Annotated in this window: 19 protein-coding genes; 14 read left to right on the top strand and 5 right to left on the bottom strand. The window is 50.6% G+C overall.

Annotated features, from left to right (window positions below):
• Positions 1–51: 51 nt before the first annotated feature.
• From BKD14_RS08480 to BKD14_RS08450, 7 genes are all read left to right on the top strand, one after another.
• Positions 52–828 carry a TatD family hydrolase gene (locus tag BKD14_RS08480; RefSeq protein WP_075655196.1) on the top strand — a complete coding sequence of 259 codons (777 nt, stop codon included), beginning with the start codon at positions 52–54 and terminating at the stop codon, positions 826–828.
• A gap of 83 nt (positions 829–911) precedes the next feature.
• The gene (locus BKD14_RS08475; RefSeq protein ID WP_075655194.1) at positions 912–1,736 is read left to right on the top strand and encodes an MBL fold metallo-hydrolase; all 825 of its coding nucleotides are present in this window, start codon (positions 912–914) and stop codon (positions 1,734–1,736) included.
• A gap of 129 nt (positions 1,737–1,865) precedes the next feature.
• Positions 1,866–2,885, top strand: coding sequence for a histone deacetylase family protein (locus tag BKD14_RS08470; RefSeq protein WP_075655192.1), 1,020 nt, complete (start codon positions 1,866–1,868; stop codon positions 2,883–2,885).
• A gap of 231 nt (positions 2,886–3,116) precedes the next feature.
• On the top strand, positions 3,117–4,868 hold the full coding sequence (locus BKD14_RS08465; protein WP_075655190.1) for an amidohydrolase: 1,752 nt from the start codon (positions 3,117–3,119) through the stop codon (positions 4,866–4,868).
• A 71-nt stretch (positions 4,869–4,939) separates the two neighbouring features.
• A complete protein-coding gene (gene soxR, locus BKD14_RS08460) occupies positions 4,940–5,398 on the top strand; it encodes a redox-sensitive transcriptional activator SoxR (RefSeq protein ID WP_022712071.1) in 459 nt (152 codons plus the stop codon).
• A gap of 197 nt (positions 5,399–5,595) precedes the next feature.
• The gene (locus BKD14_RS08455; RefSeq protein WP_083647006.1) at positions 5,596–7,062 is read left to right on the top strand and encodes an MFS transporter; all 1,467 of its coding nucleotides are present in this window, start codon (positions 5,596–5,598) and stop codon (positions 7,060–7,062) included.
• Between the two features lie 3 nt (positions 7,063–7,065).
• On the top strand, positions 7,066–7,479 hold the full coding sequence (locus BKD14_RS08450) for a DoxX family protein (protein WP_075655188.1): 414 nt from the start codon (positions 7,066–7,068) through the stop codon (positions 7,477–7,479).
• Positions 7,480–7,543: 64 nt separating this feature from the next.
• On the opposite strand, the gene BKD14_RS08445 is transcribed toward BKD14_RS08450, so the two are convergent.
• Complete coding sequence (locus BKD14_RS08445; protein ID WP_022712067.1) at positions 7,544–7,759, bottom strand: hypothetical protein; 216 nt, start codon at positions 7,757–7,759, stop codon at positions 7,544–7,546.
• A gap of 262 nt (positions 7,760–8,021) precedes the next feature.
• Here BKD14_RS08445 and BKD14_RS19090 point away from each other — a divergent pair, with 262 nt between their 5' ends.
• Positions 8,022–8,339, top strand: a complete 318-nt coding sequence (locus BKD14_RS19090; RefSeq protein WP_139316367.1) for a WYL domain-containing protein — start codon at positions 8,022–8,024, stop codon at positions 8,337–8,339.
• 61 nt (positions 8,340–8,400) lie between these two features.
• Here BKD14_RS19090 and BKD14_RS08435 read toward each other — a convergent pair whose 3' ends face one another.
• The 3 genes from BKD14_RS08435 to cml form a co-directional block, all read right to left on the bottom strand.
• A complete protein-coding gene (locus tag BKD14_RS08435) occupies positions 8,401–9,096 on the bottom strand; it encodes a glutathione S-transferase family protein (RefSeq protein ID WP_075655186.1) in 696 nt (231 codons plus the stop codon).
• A 110-nt stretch (positions 9,097–9,206) separates the two neighbouring features.
• Complete coding sequence (locus BKD14_RS08430; protein ID WP_075655184.1) at positions 9,207–9,602, bottom strand: cytochrome c family protein; 396 nt, start codon at positions 9,600–9,602, stop codon at positions 9,207–9,209.
• Positions 9,603–9,710: 108 nt separating this feature from the next.
• Entirely contained in the window at positions 9,711–10,928 is a 1,218-nt protein-coding gene (gene cml / locus BKD14_RS08425) for a CmlA/FloR family chloramphenicol efflux MFS transporter (RefSeq protein WP_075655182.1), read from the bottom strand.
• A gap of 322 nt (positions 10,929–11,250) precedes the next feature.
• On the opposite strand from cml, the gene BKD14_RS08420 reads away from it, so the two are divergent.
• The 6 genes from BKD14_RS08420 (at position 11,251) to BKD14_RS08395 (ending at position 20,150) form a co-directional block, all read left to right on the top strand.
• Entirely contained in the window at positions 11,251–11,496 is a 246-nt protein-coding gene (locus tag BKD14_RS08420; RefSeq protein ID WP_075655180.1) for a hypothetical protein, read from the top strand.
• 318 nt (positions 11,497–11,814) lie between these two features.
• On the top strand, positions 11,815–12,483 hold the full coding sequence (locus tag BKD14_RS08415) for a protein-L-isoaspartate O-methyltransferase (protein ID WP_022711750.1): 669 nt from the start codon (positions 11,815–11,817) through the stop codon (positions 12,481–12,483).
• A 380-nt stretch (positions 12,484–12,863) separates the two neighbouring features.
• Positions 12,864–14,156 carry a TolC family outer membrane protein gene (locus BKD14_RS08410; protein ID WP_022711751.1) on the top strand — a complete coding sequence of 431 codons (1,293 nt, stop codon included), beginning with the start codon at positions 12,864–12,866 and terminating at the stop codon, positions 14,154–14,156.
• Between the two features lie 306 nt (positions 14,157–14,462).
• Positions 14,463–15,341: a DUF2497 domain-containing protein gene (locus BKD14_RS08405; RefSeq protein WP_075655178.1), complete on the top strand. Its 879-nt coding sequence runs from the start codon at positions 14,463–14,465 to the stop codon at positions 15,339–15,341.
• A gap of 276 nt (positions 15,342–15,617) precedes the next feature.
• Positions 15,618–18,350 carry a valine--tRNA ligase gene (locus tag BKD14_RS08400; protein ID WP_075655771.1) on the top strand — a complete coding sequence of 911 codons (2,733 nt, stop codon included), beginning with the start codon at positions 15,618–15,620 and terminating at the stop codon, positions 18,348–18,350.
• A gap of 555 nt (positions 18,351–18,905) precedes the next feature.
• Positions 18,906–20,150, top strand: coding sequence for an OmpP1/FadL family transporter (locus BKD14_RS08395; RefSeq protein WP_083646940.1), 1,245 nt, complete (start codon positions 18,906–18,908; stop codon positions 20,148–20,150).
• An 82-nt stretch (positions 20,151–20,232) separates the two neighbouring features.
• Here BKD14_RS08395 and BKD14_RS08390 read toward each other — a convergent pair whose 3' ends face one another.
• Complete coding sequence (locus tag BKD14_RS08390) at positions 20,233–21,102, bottom strand: NAD(P)-dependent oxidoreductase (RefSeq protein ID WP_075655176.1); 870 nt, start codon at positions 21,100–21,102, stop codon at positions 20,233–20,235.
• Between the last annotated feature and the right edge of the window lie 39 nt (positions 21,103–21,141).

Here is a 21,141-nt window from a genome sequence, read left to right as displayed (position 1 = left end):
TATCGCCCGTATCATTTTCCCGAGTGCTAAGCCTCGGGCAGGACTTTTATTATGCTTGTAGACAGCCATTGCCATCTCGATTTCGCTGATTTTGCAGAAGAGCGTGACGCGATTATTCAGCGTGCTCTCGATGCCGGTGTCGAAAAGATGATCACCATCTGCACCCGCGTTAAGAAGTTTGATCAGATTTTAGCGCTCGCGGAGAGCTATGATCCGCTTTATTGCTCGGTCGGCACCCATCCGAATAATGCCCATGAAGAACTGGATGTAACCGCTGATGAGCTGGTACGTCTTGCGCAGCATCCGAAAGTTGTGGCAATCGGTGAGGCAGGCTTAGATTATCACTATGATTATTCAACACCGGAAGCGCAGCGCCAAGGCCTGCTGACACATATTGAAGCGTCGCGCCGCACGCAATTGCCGCTTGTGATCCATGCGCGCAGTGCGGATGAGGATATGGCTGCATTGCTGCGTGAAGAGACCGCCAAAGGCGCGTTCCCGTTTATTCTCCATTGCTTCTCGTCCGGCATTGAACTGGCACGCACCGGCGTTGAGCTTGGCGGCTATGTGTCTTTCTCCGGTATCATCACTTTCAAGAACTCTGCCGAAATCCGTGAAGCGGCAAAAATCGTGCCGCATGATCGTCTGCTGGTAGAGACTGATGCACCTTATCTGGCACCGATGCCACATCGTGGCAAACGCAATGAGCCGTCCTATGTTGCGCATACAGCTGCAGTTCTGGCTGATGTCATTGGTGTGAGCGATGCGGATATCCGCCGGATGACCGGTGAGAATGTGCTGCGTCTGTTTACCAAAATATCTCGTTGATTATGTTCGTTCAAACTATCAGATAATCATTTCAACCTTTTGATATTTAATTATTAAAAGGCGTATAAAAGCGGAACTGGCACATGTCTGACTTCTATCGCTTTACGGTTCTTGGTTGCGGTTCATCTCCGGGTGTGCCGCGTCCGAATGGCGATTGGGGCAAATGCAATCCAGACAATCCGAAAAACCGCCGCCGCCGTGCATCGCTGCTGGTGGAACGTGTCAGCCCCCATGGCACAACGCGTGTGGTGATCGATACGGGGCCGGATTTTCGCGCACAAATCATTGACGGGCTGGCAGGCAAAACAGACCGTCATATCGATGCGGCGATCTATACGCATCCTCATGCCGACCATATTCACGGTATTGATGATTTGCGCAGTTTTGTGCTCGACAGCAAGAGCCTGATGCCGATCTATGCAAACCGTTTGACGCTCAACCGGCTTTATGAGGCTTTCGGCTATTGTTTCGCTACGCCCTTCGGTTCAAGCTATCCGCCAATTCTTAAAGCCCATGAAATCGGTAATACCGAGAGTTTTACCATTAACGGGGCAGGCGGTTCGATCCGCTTTAAACCTATGCCGATGGTGCATGGTGATATTACCAGTCTCGGCTTTCGTATTGAAAATGTGGCCTATTGCTCGGATGTGAACGAATTTCCGCCGGAAACAGCCGCTTCTCTGAAAAATCTGGATGTTTTGCTGATTGATGCTCTGCAGTACAGGCCGCACCCGAGCCATTTCAGTCTGGATGAAGCGTTGGAATGGGTTTCACGCCTGAAACCGCGCCGTGCTATTCTCACCCATATGCATGTGCCGCTGGATTATGATGAAGTGCGCGCTCTTGTACCTGAGAATGTCGAGCCAGCCTATGACGGTATGGTTTTTGAAGTCCCCGCAAATCACTGATTTAGCTCAGCCTGTTGTTTTTATTTGCAATCGGGCAATCCTCTCCGTAGTTTCCTGTCGTGCAGTTATTTCAGGAGGCCATATCGTAAATATGGAGCAATAATTGCAGCATGAGGAGGAAACTGATTTATGAAATTTACATTTGCTGAGCCTCAGCGCGCGCATAATCCGGCCATGTTTTTATCTGCCGGTGCCCGCAAACCCAATCCGGAAGTGCCTGAGCGCATACAGCGGCTTTTAACCGGCGCTAATGATGCCGGGCTTGCAATGATTGCAGCGCAGGATCACGGTCTGGCACCGGTCAGCGCCGTGCACAGCCCTGAATATCTGGAATTCCTGCAGGTCATTTACGGGCAATGGCAGACAATCAGCGGTGCGTCCGATGAGGTCATTCCGAATATCCATCCGAACCGCCGCGATTTTTCCTATCCGACATCACCGGTCGGTCGTGCGGGCTATCATATGGCCGATACGGCCTGTCCGATTGCTGCGGATACGTGGAATTCTGCCTATTGGAGTGCGCAGACGGCAATTGAAGCTGCCAAACTGGTGCAGAATGGTGAGCCTGCAGCCTATGCGTTGTGCCGTCCGCCCGGTCACCACGCCTATGCCGACATGGCCGGCGGCTTCTGCTTTCTGAACAATTCCGCGATTGCTGCACAGGTATTGCGCGAGAGCCATGACCGCGTGGTTGTTCTTGATGTGGACCTGCATCACGGCAATGGCACGCAAGGCATTTTCTATCACCGCGCCGATGTGATGACAGTTTCCATCCATGTTGATCCGGTGGTTTTCTATCCGTTTTTCTGGGGACATGCCTCAGAGCGCGGTGAGGGCGCGGGCCTTGGCTATAATTACAACCTGCCTTTGGCACGCGGATCCGGCAATCAGGAATTTTTGGATGCGCTGGATCTGGCATTGGATCGCATCCGCGCCTATCGGCCGGGTGCTTTGGTTCTGGCGCTTGGGCTTGATGCTTCCGAGCATGATCCGTTTGGCGGTTTTACCGTCAATGAGCAGGGTTTCACCAGCATTGCCCAGAAATGCGCAAGTCTGAACCTGCCGACAGTGATTGTGCAGGAAGGTGGTTATATCTGCGATCAGCTGGGCGGAAATCTCACGCATTTTCTGCGTGGCTTTGGCGGATAATCTACATTCAATGAATATTTGTTGAGCAGGCGGTCAAGAAACTGCCTGCTTCTTCAATAAAATTGTTTAAACGAACTTGATTTTGTGTATATTCAAAGCTGTTTTATATAAATTTCATTTGTATTTATTGTGATTTTAAAATTATTATTATTTTCAGTTTTATTTGATCTTACATATATGTGCGTTCAGGAATAATCCGGCATCAAATAATCATTACAGGGGAAATATCCGATGTGTTTAGCCTGCAATCCCGGAGTTACAGCCATTCTGAGAAACGCCGCATCACGGCGTAATTTTTTGAAATATATGGGAGTGGCGGCCACTTCTGTTTTCGCCGCCTCAGTTATGGAAAGCAGAACAGCGCTGGCCGCAGCTTCTGCTGACGGATCCGCTGATGTGATCTTTAAGGGCGGCACTATCCTCACCATGAATAAGGAGAATGCCCGCGCTGAAGCTATTGCCATTCGCGGCGATACTATTCTCGGCGTCGGAACGGCTGAGGATATGCAGGCTTTAAGCGGCTCTAAGACGCGCATTGTTGATCTTGGCGGCCGCACGTTAATGCCGGGTCTGATTGATTCGCATATGCATTCGACCTTTGTGGTGCTGGATGACTGGATTGACGTCAGCCCGATGGCCACACCGACCTTTAAGGATGTCTGGCTTCAGCTGAAAGCTGGCGTGGAGAAGGCAAAATCAGGCGACTGGATTCGGGCGAAGAATTTTGACCCCAGCATCACCAAAGATGCCCGCCCGCCGACAATGGCAGAGCTTGATGCACTGGCACTGGACAATCCGTTTTTCATGATGGAGAGTAACGGACATATTGCCTATGCAAACAGTGCTGCCATGAAACTGGCTGGCATTACGGAAGACACCAAAGACCCTTCCGGTGCACGCTTTGTGCGTGATGCAAATGGCAAACTCAGCGGCAGGCTTGAAGAGAGCGCGGCGCAGGAACCATTTATCGAAAAGATGCCGCAGCCAACGGCAGCGGAAGTGCAGAAGCGCATTCGCGGACTTTTCGATCATGCGGCATCTGTGGGCTGCACAAGCCTGCATGATTGCAGCATTGGTATGTTGTCCGGCGTCAATGATATTGCGCTTCTTGATGCCGTGATGGCTGATAATCCGCCGGTGCGCTATCGCGGGATGCTGATTTCAACATTGATGGATGAATGGGACAAACTCGGCATCAAACCCGGTCATGGCAATGACCTGTTCCGTATTGATGGTATCAAAGCCTGGGCAGACGGTTCCAATCAGGCCGAAACCGGCTATCAGCGCGAGAATTATCTGGGCAGCAATAGCCGCGGGGCACTGAATTACAGCCTTGAGCAAATCACCGAAGTCATAAAGCGTGCGCATGATGGCGGCTGGCAGGTCGGCGTTCATGCCAATGGTGACGGGGCAATTGACACGGTGATTGAAGCCTATCAAACCGTGCTGCAAGGGACGGCACCGAATGATCTGCGCCACCGGATTGAGCATTGCAGTGTTCTGCATCCTGAGCAGATGGAGAAAATGGTGCGGCTTGGCCTGTCGCCGTCTTTCCTCATCGGCCATGTGCGATGGTGGGGCAAGGCCTTCCGTGATCGCATTCTGGGGCCGGAGCGGGCGAAATATTATGACCCTTGCGCCTCGGCTTTAGCCGCCGGTTTGCGTATTTCGCTGCACTCCGACTGGAGCGTAACGCCGATTGAACCTCTGCGCTATGTGCAGGATGCGGTTGCCCGTGTGATGAATGAGGGCGGCGGTGTCTTCTTCTCCGACGAATGCATACCGGCAGAAGCCGCATTGCGTGCTGTAACCATTGACGCTGCATGGCATTGCCATATGGATGATAAGGTTGGCAGCCTTGAAACCGGAAAATATGCGGACTTCGCCATTCTGGAACAGGACCCGACTAGCGGCGTGAAAGATATTGGCAAAATCAAAGTCAGCGAAACATGGATGGCAGGCGAGCAGCGCTATACAGCCTGACATTTTCGTGAGTGCCTGTATTTATTGCGCAGCCTGATTTACCATACCTCATCCATTCTTGAGGTTTGATTATGTCATCGGGTAAACTCAAAGAAACGCTGACGGTGGGCGATGTTGCCCGCCGCAGCGGTGTTCCTGTTTCCACTATCCATTTTTATGAAGCAAAAGAGCTGATAGCCGGATGGCGCACCGCCGGTAATCAGCGGCGCTACCACCGTGCGGTTCTGCGCCGTATTGCTATTATCCGCATTGCCCAGCGTGCCGGAATTTCCCTGTCGATTATCCGTGATGCACTGGAAGATCTCCCGCATGACCATGTGCCGACAGCACGGGACTGGCGGCAATTTACCAATGCATGGAAAGATATGCTGGAGGAGCGCATTGTCAGCCTGATGCAGCTGCGCGATCAGATTGCCACTTGTATCGGCTGCGGGTGCCTTTCTCTGGCGGATTGTCCGTTGCGCAATCCGGATGATGAGCTTGGTGAGCAAGGGGCAGGGCCGCGCCGCCTGCTGAGAAAAAAACTTTAACACAACAATACAAATACGGCTTGACCTCAACTTTGGTTGAGGTTTTATAAGCGTGTCGGTGCTTGCGACGACTTGTCATTTTTGGCCGGTTGTCACGGCATTCTTTTGAGATGCTGCATGAATTTCTCCGTGAAAATCCGGTGAGGTCTGCGGCGGCAAAGGAACCTTTGCGTTCACACGCATTTTGGAGAGCCGACATGAGAAATGATACGACGGGCGCAGTATCAGCCGGTGCTGATGCCGCCACGGTAAAAAGAGATAATGCTCCGGCCGGCTGGGGTGAATTATTCAGCGGAAAAAACGGAATCTATGCGCTTGCCCTTGCCGGTGGCGTAACTTTGCATGCCGTCAATATGTATATCGCCACAACGGTTATGCCTTCCGTGATCGTTGAAATCGGCGGGCTCGATTTTTATGCATGGACAACAACATTATTCGTGGTCGCCTCAATTCTGGGCGCGGCTCTGACCGCTAAATTACTGAAAAGCACAGGGCCGCGCGGTGCCTATCTGGTCGCCACATTGTTATTTGGCACCGGCACGCTGATTTGCTCGCTGGCGATCAATATGCAGGTTATGCTACTCGGACGTGCAGTACAGGGACTGGGCGGCGGCTTTCTCTATGCACTTGCCTATGGTCTGACACGGATCGTGCTGCCCGAGCACCTATGGGGGCGGGCGATTGGCCTGATCTCGGCTATGTTTGGTGTGGCAACTCTGATTGGCCCCGCAATCGGCGGTGTTTTTGCTGAATATAGCGCATGGCGTGCGGCTTTCTGGTCTTTGCTGCCCTTTGCTGCTTTGTTTGCCGTGTTAGCTTTCACAACTTTACCAAAGCGCAGCTGGGATAAGAATGAGCAATCCTCCATACCGGTTTTACAGCTTATTCTGCTGACCGGTGCAGTGCTGGCGGTTTCAGCCGGCAGCCTGTCAAAAGAATTGTCATGGAATATGATCGGTCTGGCCGGAGCGCTGACTATGGTTGTCGCCATAGCTCTCGTGGATATGAATGCCAGATCCCGCCTGTTGCCGCGCAATGCTTTCAATATTTCCACACCGCTGGGGGCGCTCTATCTGATGATTGCTCTGCTGATGATGAGCATGCAGCCGGAAATTTATGTGCCTTATCTGTTGCAGAAACTGCATGGTCAGACTCCGCTCTGGGCAGGCTATCTTGCAGCACTGATGGCGATTGGCTGGACAGCGGCTTCTTTCCTCAGCTCACGTTGGCAGAAGAGCGGCGGTTTTCTGATTTTCTCAGGTCCCGTCATGGTACTGGCGGGGCTGATCCTGCTTGCCATTTTCATGTCGGTTCATGGTGGCGGAGACTGGAGATATTTGCTGCCTCTCTGCATCGGGCTGGTTCTGATCGGCTTTGGCATTGGTCTGGCATGGCCAGGTCTGGTCACGCGGGTTTATCAGAGTGCACCGGCAACCGAACAGGATCTTGCTTCAGGAGGCATGACCACAGTGCAATTATTCGCCATTGCATTCGGAACAGCCTGCGCCGGTATGATTGCCAATTTTGCCGGTATATCGGATGCGGGTGATGTTGCCGGTGCGTCCAATGCCTCGCTATGGCTGGCGGGTATTTTCGCAGCGGCTCCGGTTCTGGCTATATTTGTGGCGATGAAAGTCGTGCGCCTCACCGGAGGCAAAGGATAAGCCATGCCGGACATCATCGCAAAAATACTGGATTCCTATTGGTTTGATATTCTGGCGAGAATTCTGCTCACACTGGTTTTCTGGACAAGCGGTCTGGCAAAATTATTCGATTTCACTGCCAATGCAGGGATTATGGATGATTTCGGTCTGCAACCGGGCTGGGCTTATAATCTCGTGACACTGATCCTGCAAATCGGTGCCTCGCTGATGATTATCTGTAACAAAGGTGTCTGGCTGGCAACCGGCGCACTGGCGGTCTTTACGGTGCTGACGATACCAGTTGCGCACCCGTTCTGGGCGAAGGAAGGAGAAGAGGCTTTCCGCGACATGACTGTCGCTCTGGAACATGCCTCAGTTATTGGCGGCTTGGCAGTATTTGCCCTCTATTCCCGCTACAGAGCCCGCAATTGCTGGTGAGCAATATGCAACAAACAGTCACTCCTTTTAAGCGGAGTGACTGTATCTGAAATACCCTATGCAATCAGATATAGGCCGCAACCATATTGGTGAAGAACAGAATAATGCTGAAAATCACGATCAGGGAAATAACCCAGACACCGAAAGCTTTGATTTCCGCATATTGAGAGCCGGATTTTGCCTCAAGATATTTTTTTTCAGCAAAGGCTGCGATGACAACCGACAGCGGCAGCCCGATAAACAGAAGAGAAACAATGAGCGTGGTTGCCTTGAAAATCATCTCATACTCCTGATTTTCCATTTCTGTTTAATAACAACAGCTTCAATCTATAGGCCTTTGCATCAATTGCAATAATGAATCATGATATCCGCCTATGTTGCTGAATATATTTCATATATTAAACATTCAATATTAGGCATTAATTATATTACTTATATTGATATTCGATTTTATTTGCGACTATAGTCTATATTCGTGTGGTTTTTATTGAAATTGTCCCCGACTTCTGTCATTGCACGCCCAAACGCGGGAGGGGTACCGCATGCTGGCATTTCCAATACTCTGCGACGCAATCCGGCAGAGAAGACAAGTTCGTTTTATTTATAAATCATTTCGTTGGATCATCGAGCCATATTTGCTCGGCTATTCCGCACAGGGAAATATGGTTCTGAATGGCTGGGTTATCGCGCATCGCAGCGAGGCCGGCTGGCAGCAGTTCCATGTTCCGCTGATCTCGAATGTGGCGCTGTCCCAAAAACGCTTTCTGCGGGCAAGGGCGGATTATAATCCCTATGATGAATCCGTTGCTCAGGTAGTCTGGCGTTTTGAGAGCTTCAACACCTCGATTGATACGGATTAAGATCAATTGAAACCATCTCCATACAGCGATCATGCGTGACCGCTGTATGGAATGATCTTCGTTATCCGGCTGCTCTGAGATCCTGCAGCCATGGCCCTGCATTGCGCGCTTCAACCTCATGCGCCTCATCGCGCCAGACCTCAGCGAGACTAGCAGTATACCAGTCCTGCATCACTGGCAGATTACGCAAATGGGCAGCATAGGCTGCGGCTTTATCGCTGAGCCTGATACCATAGGTCTGGAAGCGGAAGGCAACCGGCGCAAAGAATGCATCAACAGCACTGAATTCAGCACCCGCCAGAAATGGCCCGCCAAACGCATCCAGCCCTTCATTCCAGAGCTGGTCAATGCGGCCGATATCTTTCTGCAGGGCAGGTGTTGTCTGCGCACTGACATCAATCCGCAATCCGATATTATTGGTGCATATTGAGCGCAGAGAGTGAAAACCGGAATGCATTTCTGCTGTCGCACAACGTGCCCAGGCTCTGGCTTTCTTATCCTGCGGCCAGATTTGCGGATGATTATCCGCCAGATATTCGGTGATCCCGAGCGAATCCCAGACTGAGATAAAGCTGCCGTCAGCCTGCTTTTCCGAGAGGCAGGGAACCTGCCCTGTCGGAGACGGGTTTTTATCCCAGTCTGCGCTGCCAAAAGGGATCTGAATTTCTTCAAACGGAATGTCCAGCTGCTTCATCAGAAGCCATGGCCGGAGTGACCATGAGGAATAGTTTTTATTCGCAATATAGAGCGTGTACATGAAATATCCGTCCTGATGCTGGTGCAACAGTCATTCCATGAAATGACTTTCCGGTACAGAGGAACAGCGCATATTTCCGCTATTCAGGACAAAAGAAACAGTTCCGTCAACTATGGCTTGGACGCAGCTTCCGCTTGCGCATTAATATAGGCCAGCAAATCGTCAATCTGCCCCTCCCACAGCCCCCAGAAACGCATTGTTGTGCCGGGGATCATGGTTTTAGGCGCTGTCAGGAATTCTTTGAGCGTCGCATCATTCCAGATCAGACCGTCTTCACCGGCCTGTTTCATAGCGGCAGAATATTGAAAACCTTCAATCGTGCCTGCTTTGCGCCCCTGTAACTGCATCAGATGCGGCCCCATGCGATTAGCCGGCTGATTGAGAATATGGCAGAAGCGGCATTTCTGGTAAATTTTCTCGCCGTTCTTGATGTCGCCTTCTGCCAATGCTGCCGCCGGTGCCGACAGACAAAAAGCAAGAAGTGAAATTTTAAACAGGCGGAGCATGTCAGATACCAGTCAGTTTTTAATCCGTTTTCGCTGATCTACGCCGGATTACAGCCTGCCGCAATATGGCACCGGTCAACAAATGGTGCCGGTGCCATATCCTGACTTTTATGCGCTGATGGTTTTTGTCAGCACCAGAGTAAGGAGTGCTGATGTGATGGTGAAAACAACCAGAGGCAGAATTGTATTGCCGCCAAGCAGCACGACCACGAGCGTTCCGGCAATGCTGACGATCAGGCTTTCAATGCAGTAATAAATGGCCGTAGCCGTGCCTGCATAGTCACCGAAGCTCTTCAGCGCTCCGTTCGCTGTTACCGAGCAGGTGAGGGCAATGCCCGCCGCGACCACCCACATGGCGACAATGAAGGCTGGCACAGACAATTGCATAACTCCGCCGAAGAGCAACATCAGCCCGCCACCGCACATAATCAGAAGCATACCGCGTCTTAATGTGCCGCGCAGTCCCCACCATTGCGTATAAAAACCGGCAAAACGGGCGAAAACCACCATAACAATGGCGATACTGGCAAAACACAGGCTGAACGTGACCGAAGATAGACCAAGCCCGTTGACCAGCAAGAGCGGCGCAGTGGAGAAGAAAACAAAGAACGAACCCATCGCGGCACTAAAGCCGGTTGTATAGGTCCAGAACGGCTTGCTTCCGAGAATGGAACGCAGCTTTCCCTGCGGTTTTGTCAGGCTTGGCACGCGGGTTTCCGGCCAACGCCATGCGGCATGCAAACCTGCAAAAGCACCAAGCGCTGCCAGCACCCAGAAAATACTGCGCCAGCCAAACTGAATATCCAGCAAAGCGCCGATCAGCGGTGCAAGTGCAGGCACAAAGGCCAGCATGGAGCTGAACAGACTGTAGATGACCGCACTTTCCGCACGTTGCGCATAAACATCGCGCACCGTAGCAAAAGTTGCCACCAGCATTGCCGCAGCCCCTGCGGATTGCAGCAGACGCAATGCCAGAAAGAGCGGCGCAAAACCGGTGATTGCCAGTCCGGCAGAGGCACAGGTAAAGAGCAGCGCTCCACCCAGCAAAACCGGTTTCCGACCGATTTTATCCGAGAGCGGGCCGAAGATAAGCTGACCTGTACCCAGTACGCCCAGATAGAGGCTGAGTGTCAGCTGCACCATTTCAGGGCTGGTCTGCAGCGCTTCCGACATATGCGGAATAACGGGCAGATAAATATCCATTCCCATAGATGCCAGAAGATCAAACGGCGCCATGAGAACCAGTGCCGCTGCAAGACTAAAATTCCATTGCACCGGCAGAATGCCCTCTGCGGGTTGCAAAGACTTGTTTTTATAGAAAGACATATGTCGAATCCACGCTGTGAGGCGTGCATACAAAAGCAATCATGCAGCGGTGCTTAAGCGACCGGCAGAGCGTGGCTTCTGAATGTTACGCCGTAAATTTTCTTCAGATGATGAAATTTACGGCTGAGCGGGTTGCGGATTCGACTGTACTCATGATGCGCATTGTTTAGATATTTGTCAGCATATTGTCAAAGCACTGTCTCTGTTCTGCCTGAGTTCTGCCTGAAACCAAGTATCAGTTTGCCGCTCCCGATCCCTGTATATAAATTGCACTTGCTTGATTACCTGCCGGATATGGCAGGCGAAAATGAGAGGGTTTGTAATGGCAAAGCTGATTATTGAAAAATATACCGAAGGTCAGCTCGGGAAGAAGACGAATGTTCCGCTTCCGCTGGTGCGGATAGCTGCACGTATTTTGCCGGATGCAGCGCTAAGCCAGCTAAAAGCAAAAGGGATTGATCTTCCGGCAGTCTGTGCTGCCAGCCGTATCGGCCAGCCTTATGAGACGGTTCTGGATATTCGTGAAAAGCGCCAAAACAAAAAAGTCGTGATCTCTTTGCAGCACTGACGCACTATAATTTTACAAGATAAATTTCTGTATCTTGCCGCTGATAAACGCAAATGTGAGCGGTTTATCAGCCATGCGGCACTATGAGCGCGGTAGGAATGTCGGTCTTTGATTGACTGCGCGGTGTATTTTTGCCAAATCAGCGAAAATGATTTTCATGGAAGTGCAGGTTTCTGCCTGTATAATGCTTCTGTGTTTATTGCAGAATGTTGCAGCAAATTTTAAATCCCGATCAGGCATTGCTGCCGCGGTCAGGTAAGCTGCAATGTGAGATTGAGATTATTACGTGCGTCAAACGCACAGGAAAGGTTTAGGGCTATGACAGCCGATTTCCGCGAGCTTCGTGTTAATATGGTTGATACGCAGATCCGCACGACGGATGTGACGGATCTTGCTGTTCTGGATGCTTTTCTGGCAGTTCCGCGTGAAGAATTTGTACCGGCGCACCGTCGTGAGCTGGCCTATATTGATGAAGATCAGCTGCTGGCAGAAACACCGGAAGGTGCGCGCTATCTGATGGAACCATCACCGGCAGCCCGTCTGGTGCAGCTTGCATCGGTCAAAAAACAGGATGTGGTGCTCGATATCGGTTGCGGCACAGGCTATCTGGCAGCGGTTCTGTCGCAGCTTGCAAGCTCGGTGATCGCTCTTGAAAGCAATGCGGATTTCGCTGCCACGGCTTCGGAAAAACTGCAGGCACTGGGTTGCGACAATGTTGTGGTTGTCAGCGGTGAACTGACTGCCGGCTACCCTAAAGAAGCCCCGTTTGATGTCATCATCATTGAAGGCGCAGTTGATTTTGTTCCGGAAGCTCTGCAGGCACAACTCAGAGACGGCGGCCGTCTGGTTGCTATCGAAGGGCAGGGCAATATGGGCGTTGCGCATATTTATGTGAAAGAAGACGGTATCGTATCCCGTCGCGGTGTATTTAATGCTGCGGTGAAACTGCTGCCGGGCTTCCGTCATGCGGCCGAATTCGTATTCTGATACGCAATAAATTCTTTTCAGAAAGCCTGTCACGGATCTCCGCGGCAGGCTTTTTGTTTATTACCGATATTTAAGCTTAAAATCTCTGTGTAACCTGATATTGTCACACTCGTTGAAAACCACTATTTTTAGCCCGCCGCTTACAAAAGGGTAAAAATTGTGGCAGACCAGAAATTGTTGTTTTGGCAACAATAACAATTTGTTTATTAATGAATTAAGCTGATGGGTGGAAAATCCGATTTTTACCCGTTATTAGCAAATGCCCGAATGAGTTTGGGAAATTTGATTCGAATTGTATGGGGTAAACCGTGGTCAATTTACGCAAACAGGTTTTAGCTGTTGCACTATTAGCGAGCACGGTACTCGCACCGGCTCCTGTCATGGCGGAAACGCTGTTCGGAGCAATGCAAAAAGCATATCACAATAATGCTTCGCTCAATTCATCCCGCGCCGGTCTGCGCGCAGTTGATGAAGATGTGGCAATTGCCAAATCAGGCTACCGCCCGACACTGAGCGGCACATATAAATATGGCCGCAGCCGTAACGGCACGACTGATATGTATTCGACAACAGGCGAGGTCGGCATTCAGCTGAACCAGACACTGTTCGATGGTTTCCAAACAAAAAACAGCGTGGCGGCGGCCGAAAGTAACGTATACGCCCAGCGCGAAAATCTTCGCAATGACGAGCAGAACCGTCTGTTCGAAGCTGTTCAGGCCTATATGGATGTTTACCAGAACCGCCAGATCGCTTCTCTGCGCCAGAAAAATCTGGCCGCATTGAACGAGCAGGTTCGTGCAGCCAAAGCCCGTCTGGATGTTGGTGAAGGTACCCGTACTGACGTAGCGCAGGCCGATGCGCAGCGCTCCGCTGCTGTTGCGCAGCTCAATGCTGCTCTTGCCAATGTTAAATCGGCAGAAGCAGTCTACCGTCAGGTAACCGGCTCTGCTCCGGATAAATTGCAGGCCGCCAAGCCTGCCGGTAAATCGCTGCCAAAGAGCATTGCTCAGGCCTATGCGATTGCTGAAGCCGGTCACCCTGGTGTTAAGGCAATGCAATTTGCCATGGATGCTGCCGGTCATAATGTGAAAGCTAAAGAAGGTGCCTTGCTGCCGACTGTCGGCGTAACGGCGTCCGCTTCGCATTCATCGGTTTATTCCGGTCTGCCAATGGCTGGTAACGGCAATTCCGCTTCGATCGGTGTCGGCGTTACTGTTCCGATTTATTCGGGCGGCAAAACATCTGCAACTGTTCGCAAATCTAAAGAACAGCTTGGTCAGGCGCGTATTCAGATTGATGTTGTGCAGGATCAGGTGCGTGCCGCCGTGGCCTCATCATGGTCGCAGCTTGAAGCCGCAAAAGCATCCCTGTCTGCCTATCGCGACGGTATCTCCGCAGCACGTCTCGCATTGGACGGCGTGATTGAGGAGCGCAATGTTGGTCAGCGTACAACACTTGATGTTTTGAACGCCCAGAATGATCTGGTCGATGTTCAGATCCAGCAGGTTCAGGCTGAACGTGATGTTGTTGTGGCAAGCTATGCTGTGCTTTCATCCGTTGGCCGCCTTACAGCACGCCAGATCGGTCTGCAGGTTGCAGAATATAAGCCTGAACAGCATTATGATGCTGTGAAAGATAAGTGGATCGGTCTGCGTACGCCGGACGGCCGCTAATCAGGATTAGATTCAAGCTTTTAAAAAGCGGCGCATTATGCGCCGCTTTTTTGTTTTCAGCTGACATTTCCGCGAGCGTTACGCGGCCACAATGACAGCAATAGTTAAAAATCACTTAAGAAATCTGTGTTTTACGCCGCAGCGGGGTCTGCAGGGATTCTCAAATCAGCAATGGTTCTGTACTTTAGAGCTAAGATTCGTTGAATTTTCAGACTGAAGAATTTTACGCATTATTCTGCCGGAGAAAACTTAAGGCTAAACAAGCCGTTTCCGCAGATAAGCGACAGCCAAAGGATGCTGCACGATATGGCTCAGACTTCCAGCGCAACACGTGAACCGTCCATGGAAGAAATTCTGGCTTCCATTCGCAGAATTATTGAAGACAGCGATGTCACAAAACAGGCAACAGCTGATCTGACATCAGCTCCGGCTGCAAAAGCACAGCCTGAAAACCGCGCTGAAACAGTTAAAACCTCAGAACCGCCTGCAGAAGAAAAACGCGGGGAGGTTGCCCAGTTTCCCCGTGCTGTTTCTTCGGAAACAGTACAAGCAAACAACCACGCTGTTTCTTTAGAAACAGCGCCAACTAATAATGCTGTTGTTTCGTCAGAAACCACAACTGCTGAAACTCAGCCGGCACCTTCATTCACGCTGGATGCGATCTTGCGTGGCAGCATTCAGGAACAGGCATCACCAGCACAAAAGCCGGAACTGACACGGGCTGAAATGCATGAGCGCAATGTTGCTCATGTGCGTATTGCGACGGTCAACCCACCGGTGCCGCCGGTTGTTGTTGCCGCTACCGAACAACCTAAGAGTGATGCCATAAAAATGTCAGAGGCGCTTCTTATGCAGGTTGCAGAAAAGCGGGTTGTGTCCATGACCCAGCCAGCCGCAAAAGAAGAGGTTGCCACTGTGTCTGAAAAAGCATTTGAAACCGCTCCGCAAACTGTATCCGCTCCTGCACAGGACAAGTCTCTGATTTCAGAAGCAGCGGAAAAGCAGGTTGCAGCATCTTTCGGCAGTCTCAGTCAGGCTCTTATCGAAGAGCAGAAGCGTCTGCTTAATGAGAAAATGGAAGCTATGCTGCGCCCGATGTTGCAGGAATGGCTTGATACCAATCTGCCGCCGCTTGTCGAACGACTGGTGCGTGAGGAAATCGAGCGCGTCGTCCGCCGCGGCTGACGGAAAGAATGCTCAATTGCGGATTTACAGCCCCTTTACCACTGTAAACGGGGCTGTTTTTATGTTTAAAGCCATCCTATATAGAATACGGAAATACCGTGATTTGCAGTGTGAGGCACGCAGTTTTCCTTGATTCTTTGTTTCAAACTTGCTTTGAAACATATCACTGAGACTTGTTTGTACCGGATAGGTGGTCGGATCTGCTGCTGCTAAGGCAGGATTGAACGATCACTGCTTTCGTTGCGCCTGCCTTCATATAAAGAGACAGAGTTTTTTATGTTAGAGAAAACCTACGATTCCGCGGCTACCGAGCCAAAAATTGCTGATATTTGGGAAAAAGCGCAGGCTTTTAAAGCCGGTGCGGGTTCCAAGCCGGGTGCGGATCCGTTTGCTGTGGTGATCCCGCCGCCGAATGTCACCGGTTCTCTGCATATGGGCCATGCCCTCAATAATACCATTCAGGATATTATGGTGCGCTTTGAGCGCATGCGCGGCAAAAACGTGCTGTGGCAGCCGGGCATGGATCATGCCGGTATTGCAACGCAGATGGTTGTTGAACGCCAGCTGATGGAACGGCAGGAGCCGAACCGTCATGAAATGGGGCGTGAGAAATTCGTTGAGCGCATCTGGCAGTGGAAAGAAGAATCCGGCGGTCTGATTTTCAATCAGTTGCGTCGCCTTGGTGCGTCCTGTGACTGGTCGCGTGAACGCTTCACAATGGACGAAGGTCTGTCCAAAGCCGTTCTGGAAGTTTTCGTCACGCTCTACAAAGAAGGCCTGATTTATAAAGACAAACGTCTGGTCAATTGGGATCCGAAATTGCAGACAGCAATCTCGGATATCGAAGTTGAACAGCGTGAAATCAAAGGTCATTTGTGGCACTTCCGCTATCCGCTGGAAGGCGTGGCTTTTGATGCGGAAAATCCGGACACTTATATTGTTGTTGCAACAACCCGTCCTGAAACAATGCTGGGCGATAGCGGTATTGCGGTTAATCCTGAAGACCCGCGCTATCAGTCCCGTATCGGCAAAAATGCCGTATTGCCACTGGTTGGCCGTGCGCTGCCGATCGTTGGTGAGGATTATGCTGATCCGGAATCCGGTTCCGGCGCGGTTAAAATTACGCCTGCGCATGATTTTAATGATGCGGAAGTCGGAAAACGTAATAACTTACGTAAAATCAACATCATGTCACCTGTTGCTACCATTTTGCTTCAGGACAATGAGGACTTTGCGGAAGGCCTGACACCATCTGCTGAGCTGGATGCGCTGATTGAACGCTTCCACGATCAGGATCGCTTCAAGGCGCGTAAAGCCATTGTTGAGATGATGGAAGAAGGTGGCTATCTCGAGAAAATCGAAGACCACACCCACATGGTGCCGCATGGCGACCGCGGCGGTGTGCCGATTGAACCATTGCTGACTGACCAGTGGTATGTAAATGCTGCGGAAATGGCCAAGCCGGCCATTGCGTCTGTTCGTGAAGGCCGTACAGCGATTGTACCGAAAACATGGGAAAAGACCTATTATGACTGGATGGAAAACATTCAGCCATGGTGTATTTCCCGCCAGCTGTGGTGGGGTCATCAGATTCCTGCGTGGTATGGTCCGGATGGTACAATTTTCGTAGAAAAGAGCGAAACAGAAGCTCTTGCCGCAGCTCAGAAACATTACGGTGAACCGACATCGCTGACCCGTGATTGTGACGTGCTGGATACATGGTTCTCCTCAGCGCTGTGGCCTTTCTCGACCCTTGGCTGGCCGGATAAGACACCGGAACTCGACACCTATTATCAGACAGATGTGCTGGTAACAGGTTTTGACATCATCTTCTTCTGGGTTGCCCGTATGATGATGATGGGTCTGCACTTCATGAAAGAAGAGCCGTTCCACACCGTTTATGTTCACGCTCTGGTGCGTGACAAGAACGGCGCGAAAATGTCGAAGTCCAAAGGCAATGTTATCAATCCGCTTGACCTGATTGATGAATACGGCGCCGATGCGCTGCGTTTCTCGCTGGCGATCATGGCCGCACAGGGACGCGACGTGAAGCTCGATCCGGCACGTATTGCCGGTTACCGCAACTTCGGCACCAAGCTGTGGAATGCGACACGCTTTGCGCAGATGAACGGTGTGAGCCGCCAGCCGGATTTCAAACCGGAAGATGCGAAACTGGCGGTTAACCGCTGGATTCTGACCGAGCTGACACGCGCGACCAGAGCCATCACTGAGGGCATTACAACTTACCGCTACAATGATGCGGCAAGTTCTGCCTATCGTTTTGTCTGGAACCAGTTCTGTGACTGGTATCTGGAACTTCTCAAGCCGATTTTCATGGGTGATGATGAAGATGCAAAGCGTGAAGCGCAGGCTTGTGCAGCTTATTGTCTGGATGAAATCTACAAGCTGCTGCATCCGTTCATGCCGTTTATGACGGAAGAACTATGGAGCCTGACAGCCGGTGAAGGACAGAGCCGCGAGACGCTGCTTGCCCATGCACCATGGCCTGATTTGTCCTTCGAAGATGCATCTGCTGCTGATGATATCAACTGGCTGATCGAACTGGTCAGCGGCATTCGTTCCGTTCGCTCGGAAATGAATGTTCCGCCGTCAGCACAGGCACCGCTTGCGGTTCTTGAAGCCAATGCGCTGACCAAAGAACGTCTGGCGCATCATGATGCGGCAATCAAACGTCTGTCCCGTGTTGCTGATATCAGCCTGTCTGATGCCGCGCCAAAGGGCTCTGCACAGCTGGTTGTCGGCGAGGCGACCTATTGCATGCCGCTTGGCAGCCTGATTGATCTTGGTGCGGAAATGCTGCGTCTTGAAAAAGAAAGTGGCAAGCTCACAGCCGAAATGGAGAAAATTGACAAGAAGCTCTCAAATGAGAAATTCGTTGCCAATGCCAAGCCGGAAGTTGTGGAAGCAGACCGTGCCCGTTTTGCTGAATTGCAGGAAGCACAGGGCAAAATTGCAGTTGCCATGCAGCGCCTGAAGGATGCCGAATAAACCGACCTTTTAGAGATACCTAAAGAACGAAAGCGCCCTCAAATCACACTGATTTGAGGGCGCTTTCTTTTGATGCCTCATTCAAACAGTAACCGGCAAATCAGGCTGCGGGTTAATCGGATTGATTCTGTGGTTTATTCGGAAAACTTACAACTATTTGATTTATCTATGTTTATTGAGTTTTGAATTAAAGTTCTGTAATGTGAATGCAGCATTTTTACAAACAATGATGCTGAAACTGATCTGCTGCATCACGTTTGAAATGCGCAAGACCGGTGGCGCGGTATAGGTTTCAAGAGGTGAAAAACGATTGTCTTTTTTGCGTGACATATTTGGCACAGCGCACGTTTTGAAGGCAAAATCAGGTCAAAACTGACGTTTTGGATGTGAATTTATACGGCAACTCACAAAAAAACTGAGTAAGACGATCAAAAATCTGATTTTCGGTCGACTCTGTGACGAACCGGTGGTTCGTTTTCAACTTTCTTGTACTTGCAGAACCCATTCGGCATGTTACGCTCACGTCAAAATTAAGTATAAAAATTGAGGGACAATATGCTTAAAACTGCCTTGAAATTATCTGCCGTGTCGCTGGCATTGTCGGGGGGAATTTTGACCGCGCATGCCGGTGGTCTGGAGCGCAGTTCTCAGGATTTCGATATTTTATTTGAAGAAGGCAATGTGGTGGAAACCGGTGCGACTTTTGTTGCGCCGCAGCGTAAGCTGAAGAACATTGGTGGCTCTACGGTTGGTGCTATTACAAGAGGTATCAATCCTACGACGGGAAAACCGTACGAGACTTCAGTTGATGAAGCCACCTCTTATTGGGTGCCTAAAATCTCAGCACGTTTTCAGTTAACAGATGAACTTGCTTGTGCAGCACAATATCGTCAGCCATGGGGTATTGAAACTGATGTAGGTATGGGTACAGAGCGTATGTATACCGCCATCAAACAAAAAATCTCATCACGCGATTATGGTCTGAACTGCTCGTATCGCTTTGCTGTAACGGATAAGAGTTTCGTACGCATTCTTGGCGGCGTCAGTTATCAGGAGCTAAAAGGCTATCAAACACGTCTGCTGCCACAACAGGCAATCCCTGGTGTCGGTACTTTGCCTTTTCGTATTGGTACACTTGATGTAGAGGATGAAAGTTTTGGCTGGCGTATTGGTGCCGCTTATGAAATCCCGGAAATAGCTTTACGCACCAGTGTTGTTTATCAGTCCAAAGTTAAATACGAACTAAGTGGCACTGTCGACGGTGTATTCCCCGGCGCAGCAGCGAATGTGATGGGTGAAGTTTCAACACCACAATCTATTGATGTTAAATTTCAAACAGGTATAGCACCTGGCTGGTTGGCTTTGGCGGGTGTTAAATGGACAGACTGGTCAAGTGTTGATCGTGTCGGATTTAATAATACTGGTGCACGATACGGAATTTTCCAACCCGGAGCTGAAGTTACAGCATTAAATTTATACTACAAAGACGGCTGGACTGTTATGGGTGGTATTGGTCATAAATTTAACGATCAATGGTCGGGTGCTGCAACAATTACATGGGATCGAGCAACAAGCACAGGCCTTACATCTCAGACAGATGTATGGTTGTTCGGTCTTGGTGCATCTTACAAGCCTCAGGAAAATTTCGAAATTCGCTTAGCTGGTGCATTGGGTTGGCTTGGCTCTGGCACACTCGATGACCGCGTAGTTAATGGCGAAGCAAAACCTACTGGATCAAAAGCAGATTTTTCCAATGACCTGGTGGGAGGCATGACTGTTTCTGCTAAAATTAAATTCTGATCGCATGATCGGATAAAGAAAAGGCGCTGCGATTGTGGTGATCGCAGCGCCTTTTTATGTGCTTAAACAGCACTTTAGCGGTTTATTTTTCGAGACGGGCGAGCAAGGACGATGTATCCCAGCGACCGCCGCCAAGTTTCTGCACATCCTTGTAATATTGATCCACGAGGGCAGTCAGAGCGAGCGTGGCACCATTGCGATCTGCTTCCTCAAGACAGATTTTCAGGTCCTTGCGCATCCAGTCAGCAGCAAAGCCGAATTCATATTCGCCTTTAATCATTGTCGGTGTGCGGTTTTCCATCTGCCATGAACCGGCAGCACCTTTGGACAGCACATCAATCACGGTCTGAATATCCAGTCCGGCACATTTACCGAAATGAATGGCCTCAGCCAGTCCCTGAACAATACCGGCAATGCAAATCTGGTTCATCATCTTGGCGAGCTGACCGTTACCAACAGCGCCCATCAAACCAACCGAACGGGCATAGGCAGAAATAACCGGCTTGGCTTTATCGAAAACAGCCTCATCAGCGCCGCACATCACAGTGAGAACGCCATTCACAGCACCGGTCTGTCCGCCGGATACCGGCGCATCGATGAAATGGAAACCACGCTGGCGGGCTTCCTTGTCGAGTTCACGGGCAACCTCAGCAGAGGCTGTGGTATTGTCGATGAAGATAGTGTCTTTGCCCATGCTCTGAAATGCACCGTCTTCGCCAAGGGTGACTGAGCGCAGATCATCATCATTACCGACACAGCAGAACACAAAATCCTGACCACGGGCAGCTTCGGCCGGTGTTGTAGCAAAACTGCCTTTAAATTCCTGCGCCCAGGCCTGTGCCTTAGCCGTGGTGCGGTTATACACGGTTACTTCATGTTCGCCGCGTGTTTTGAGATGGCCAGCCATCGGATATCCCATAACACCGAGGCCGATAAACGCAACTTTAACCATAGTAACTCCCATTTAATCAATGCTCTAAAGATGTTGGAT

Origin of the sequence: Pseudochrobactrum sp. B5, assembly GCF_001939785.1 — a bacterium.
GTDB classification, from domain to species: Bacteria; Pseudomonadota; Alphaproteobacteria; order Rhizobiales; family Rhizobiaceae; genus Pseudochrobactrum; species Pseudochrobactrum saccharolyticum.
Note: the sequence above shows the minus strand (reverse complement) of the source record. Positions and strands in the feature narration are given on the sequence as shown.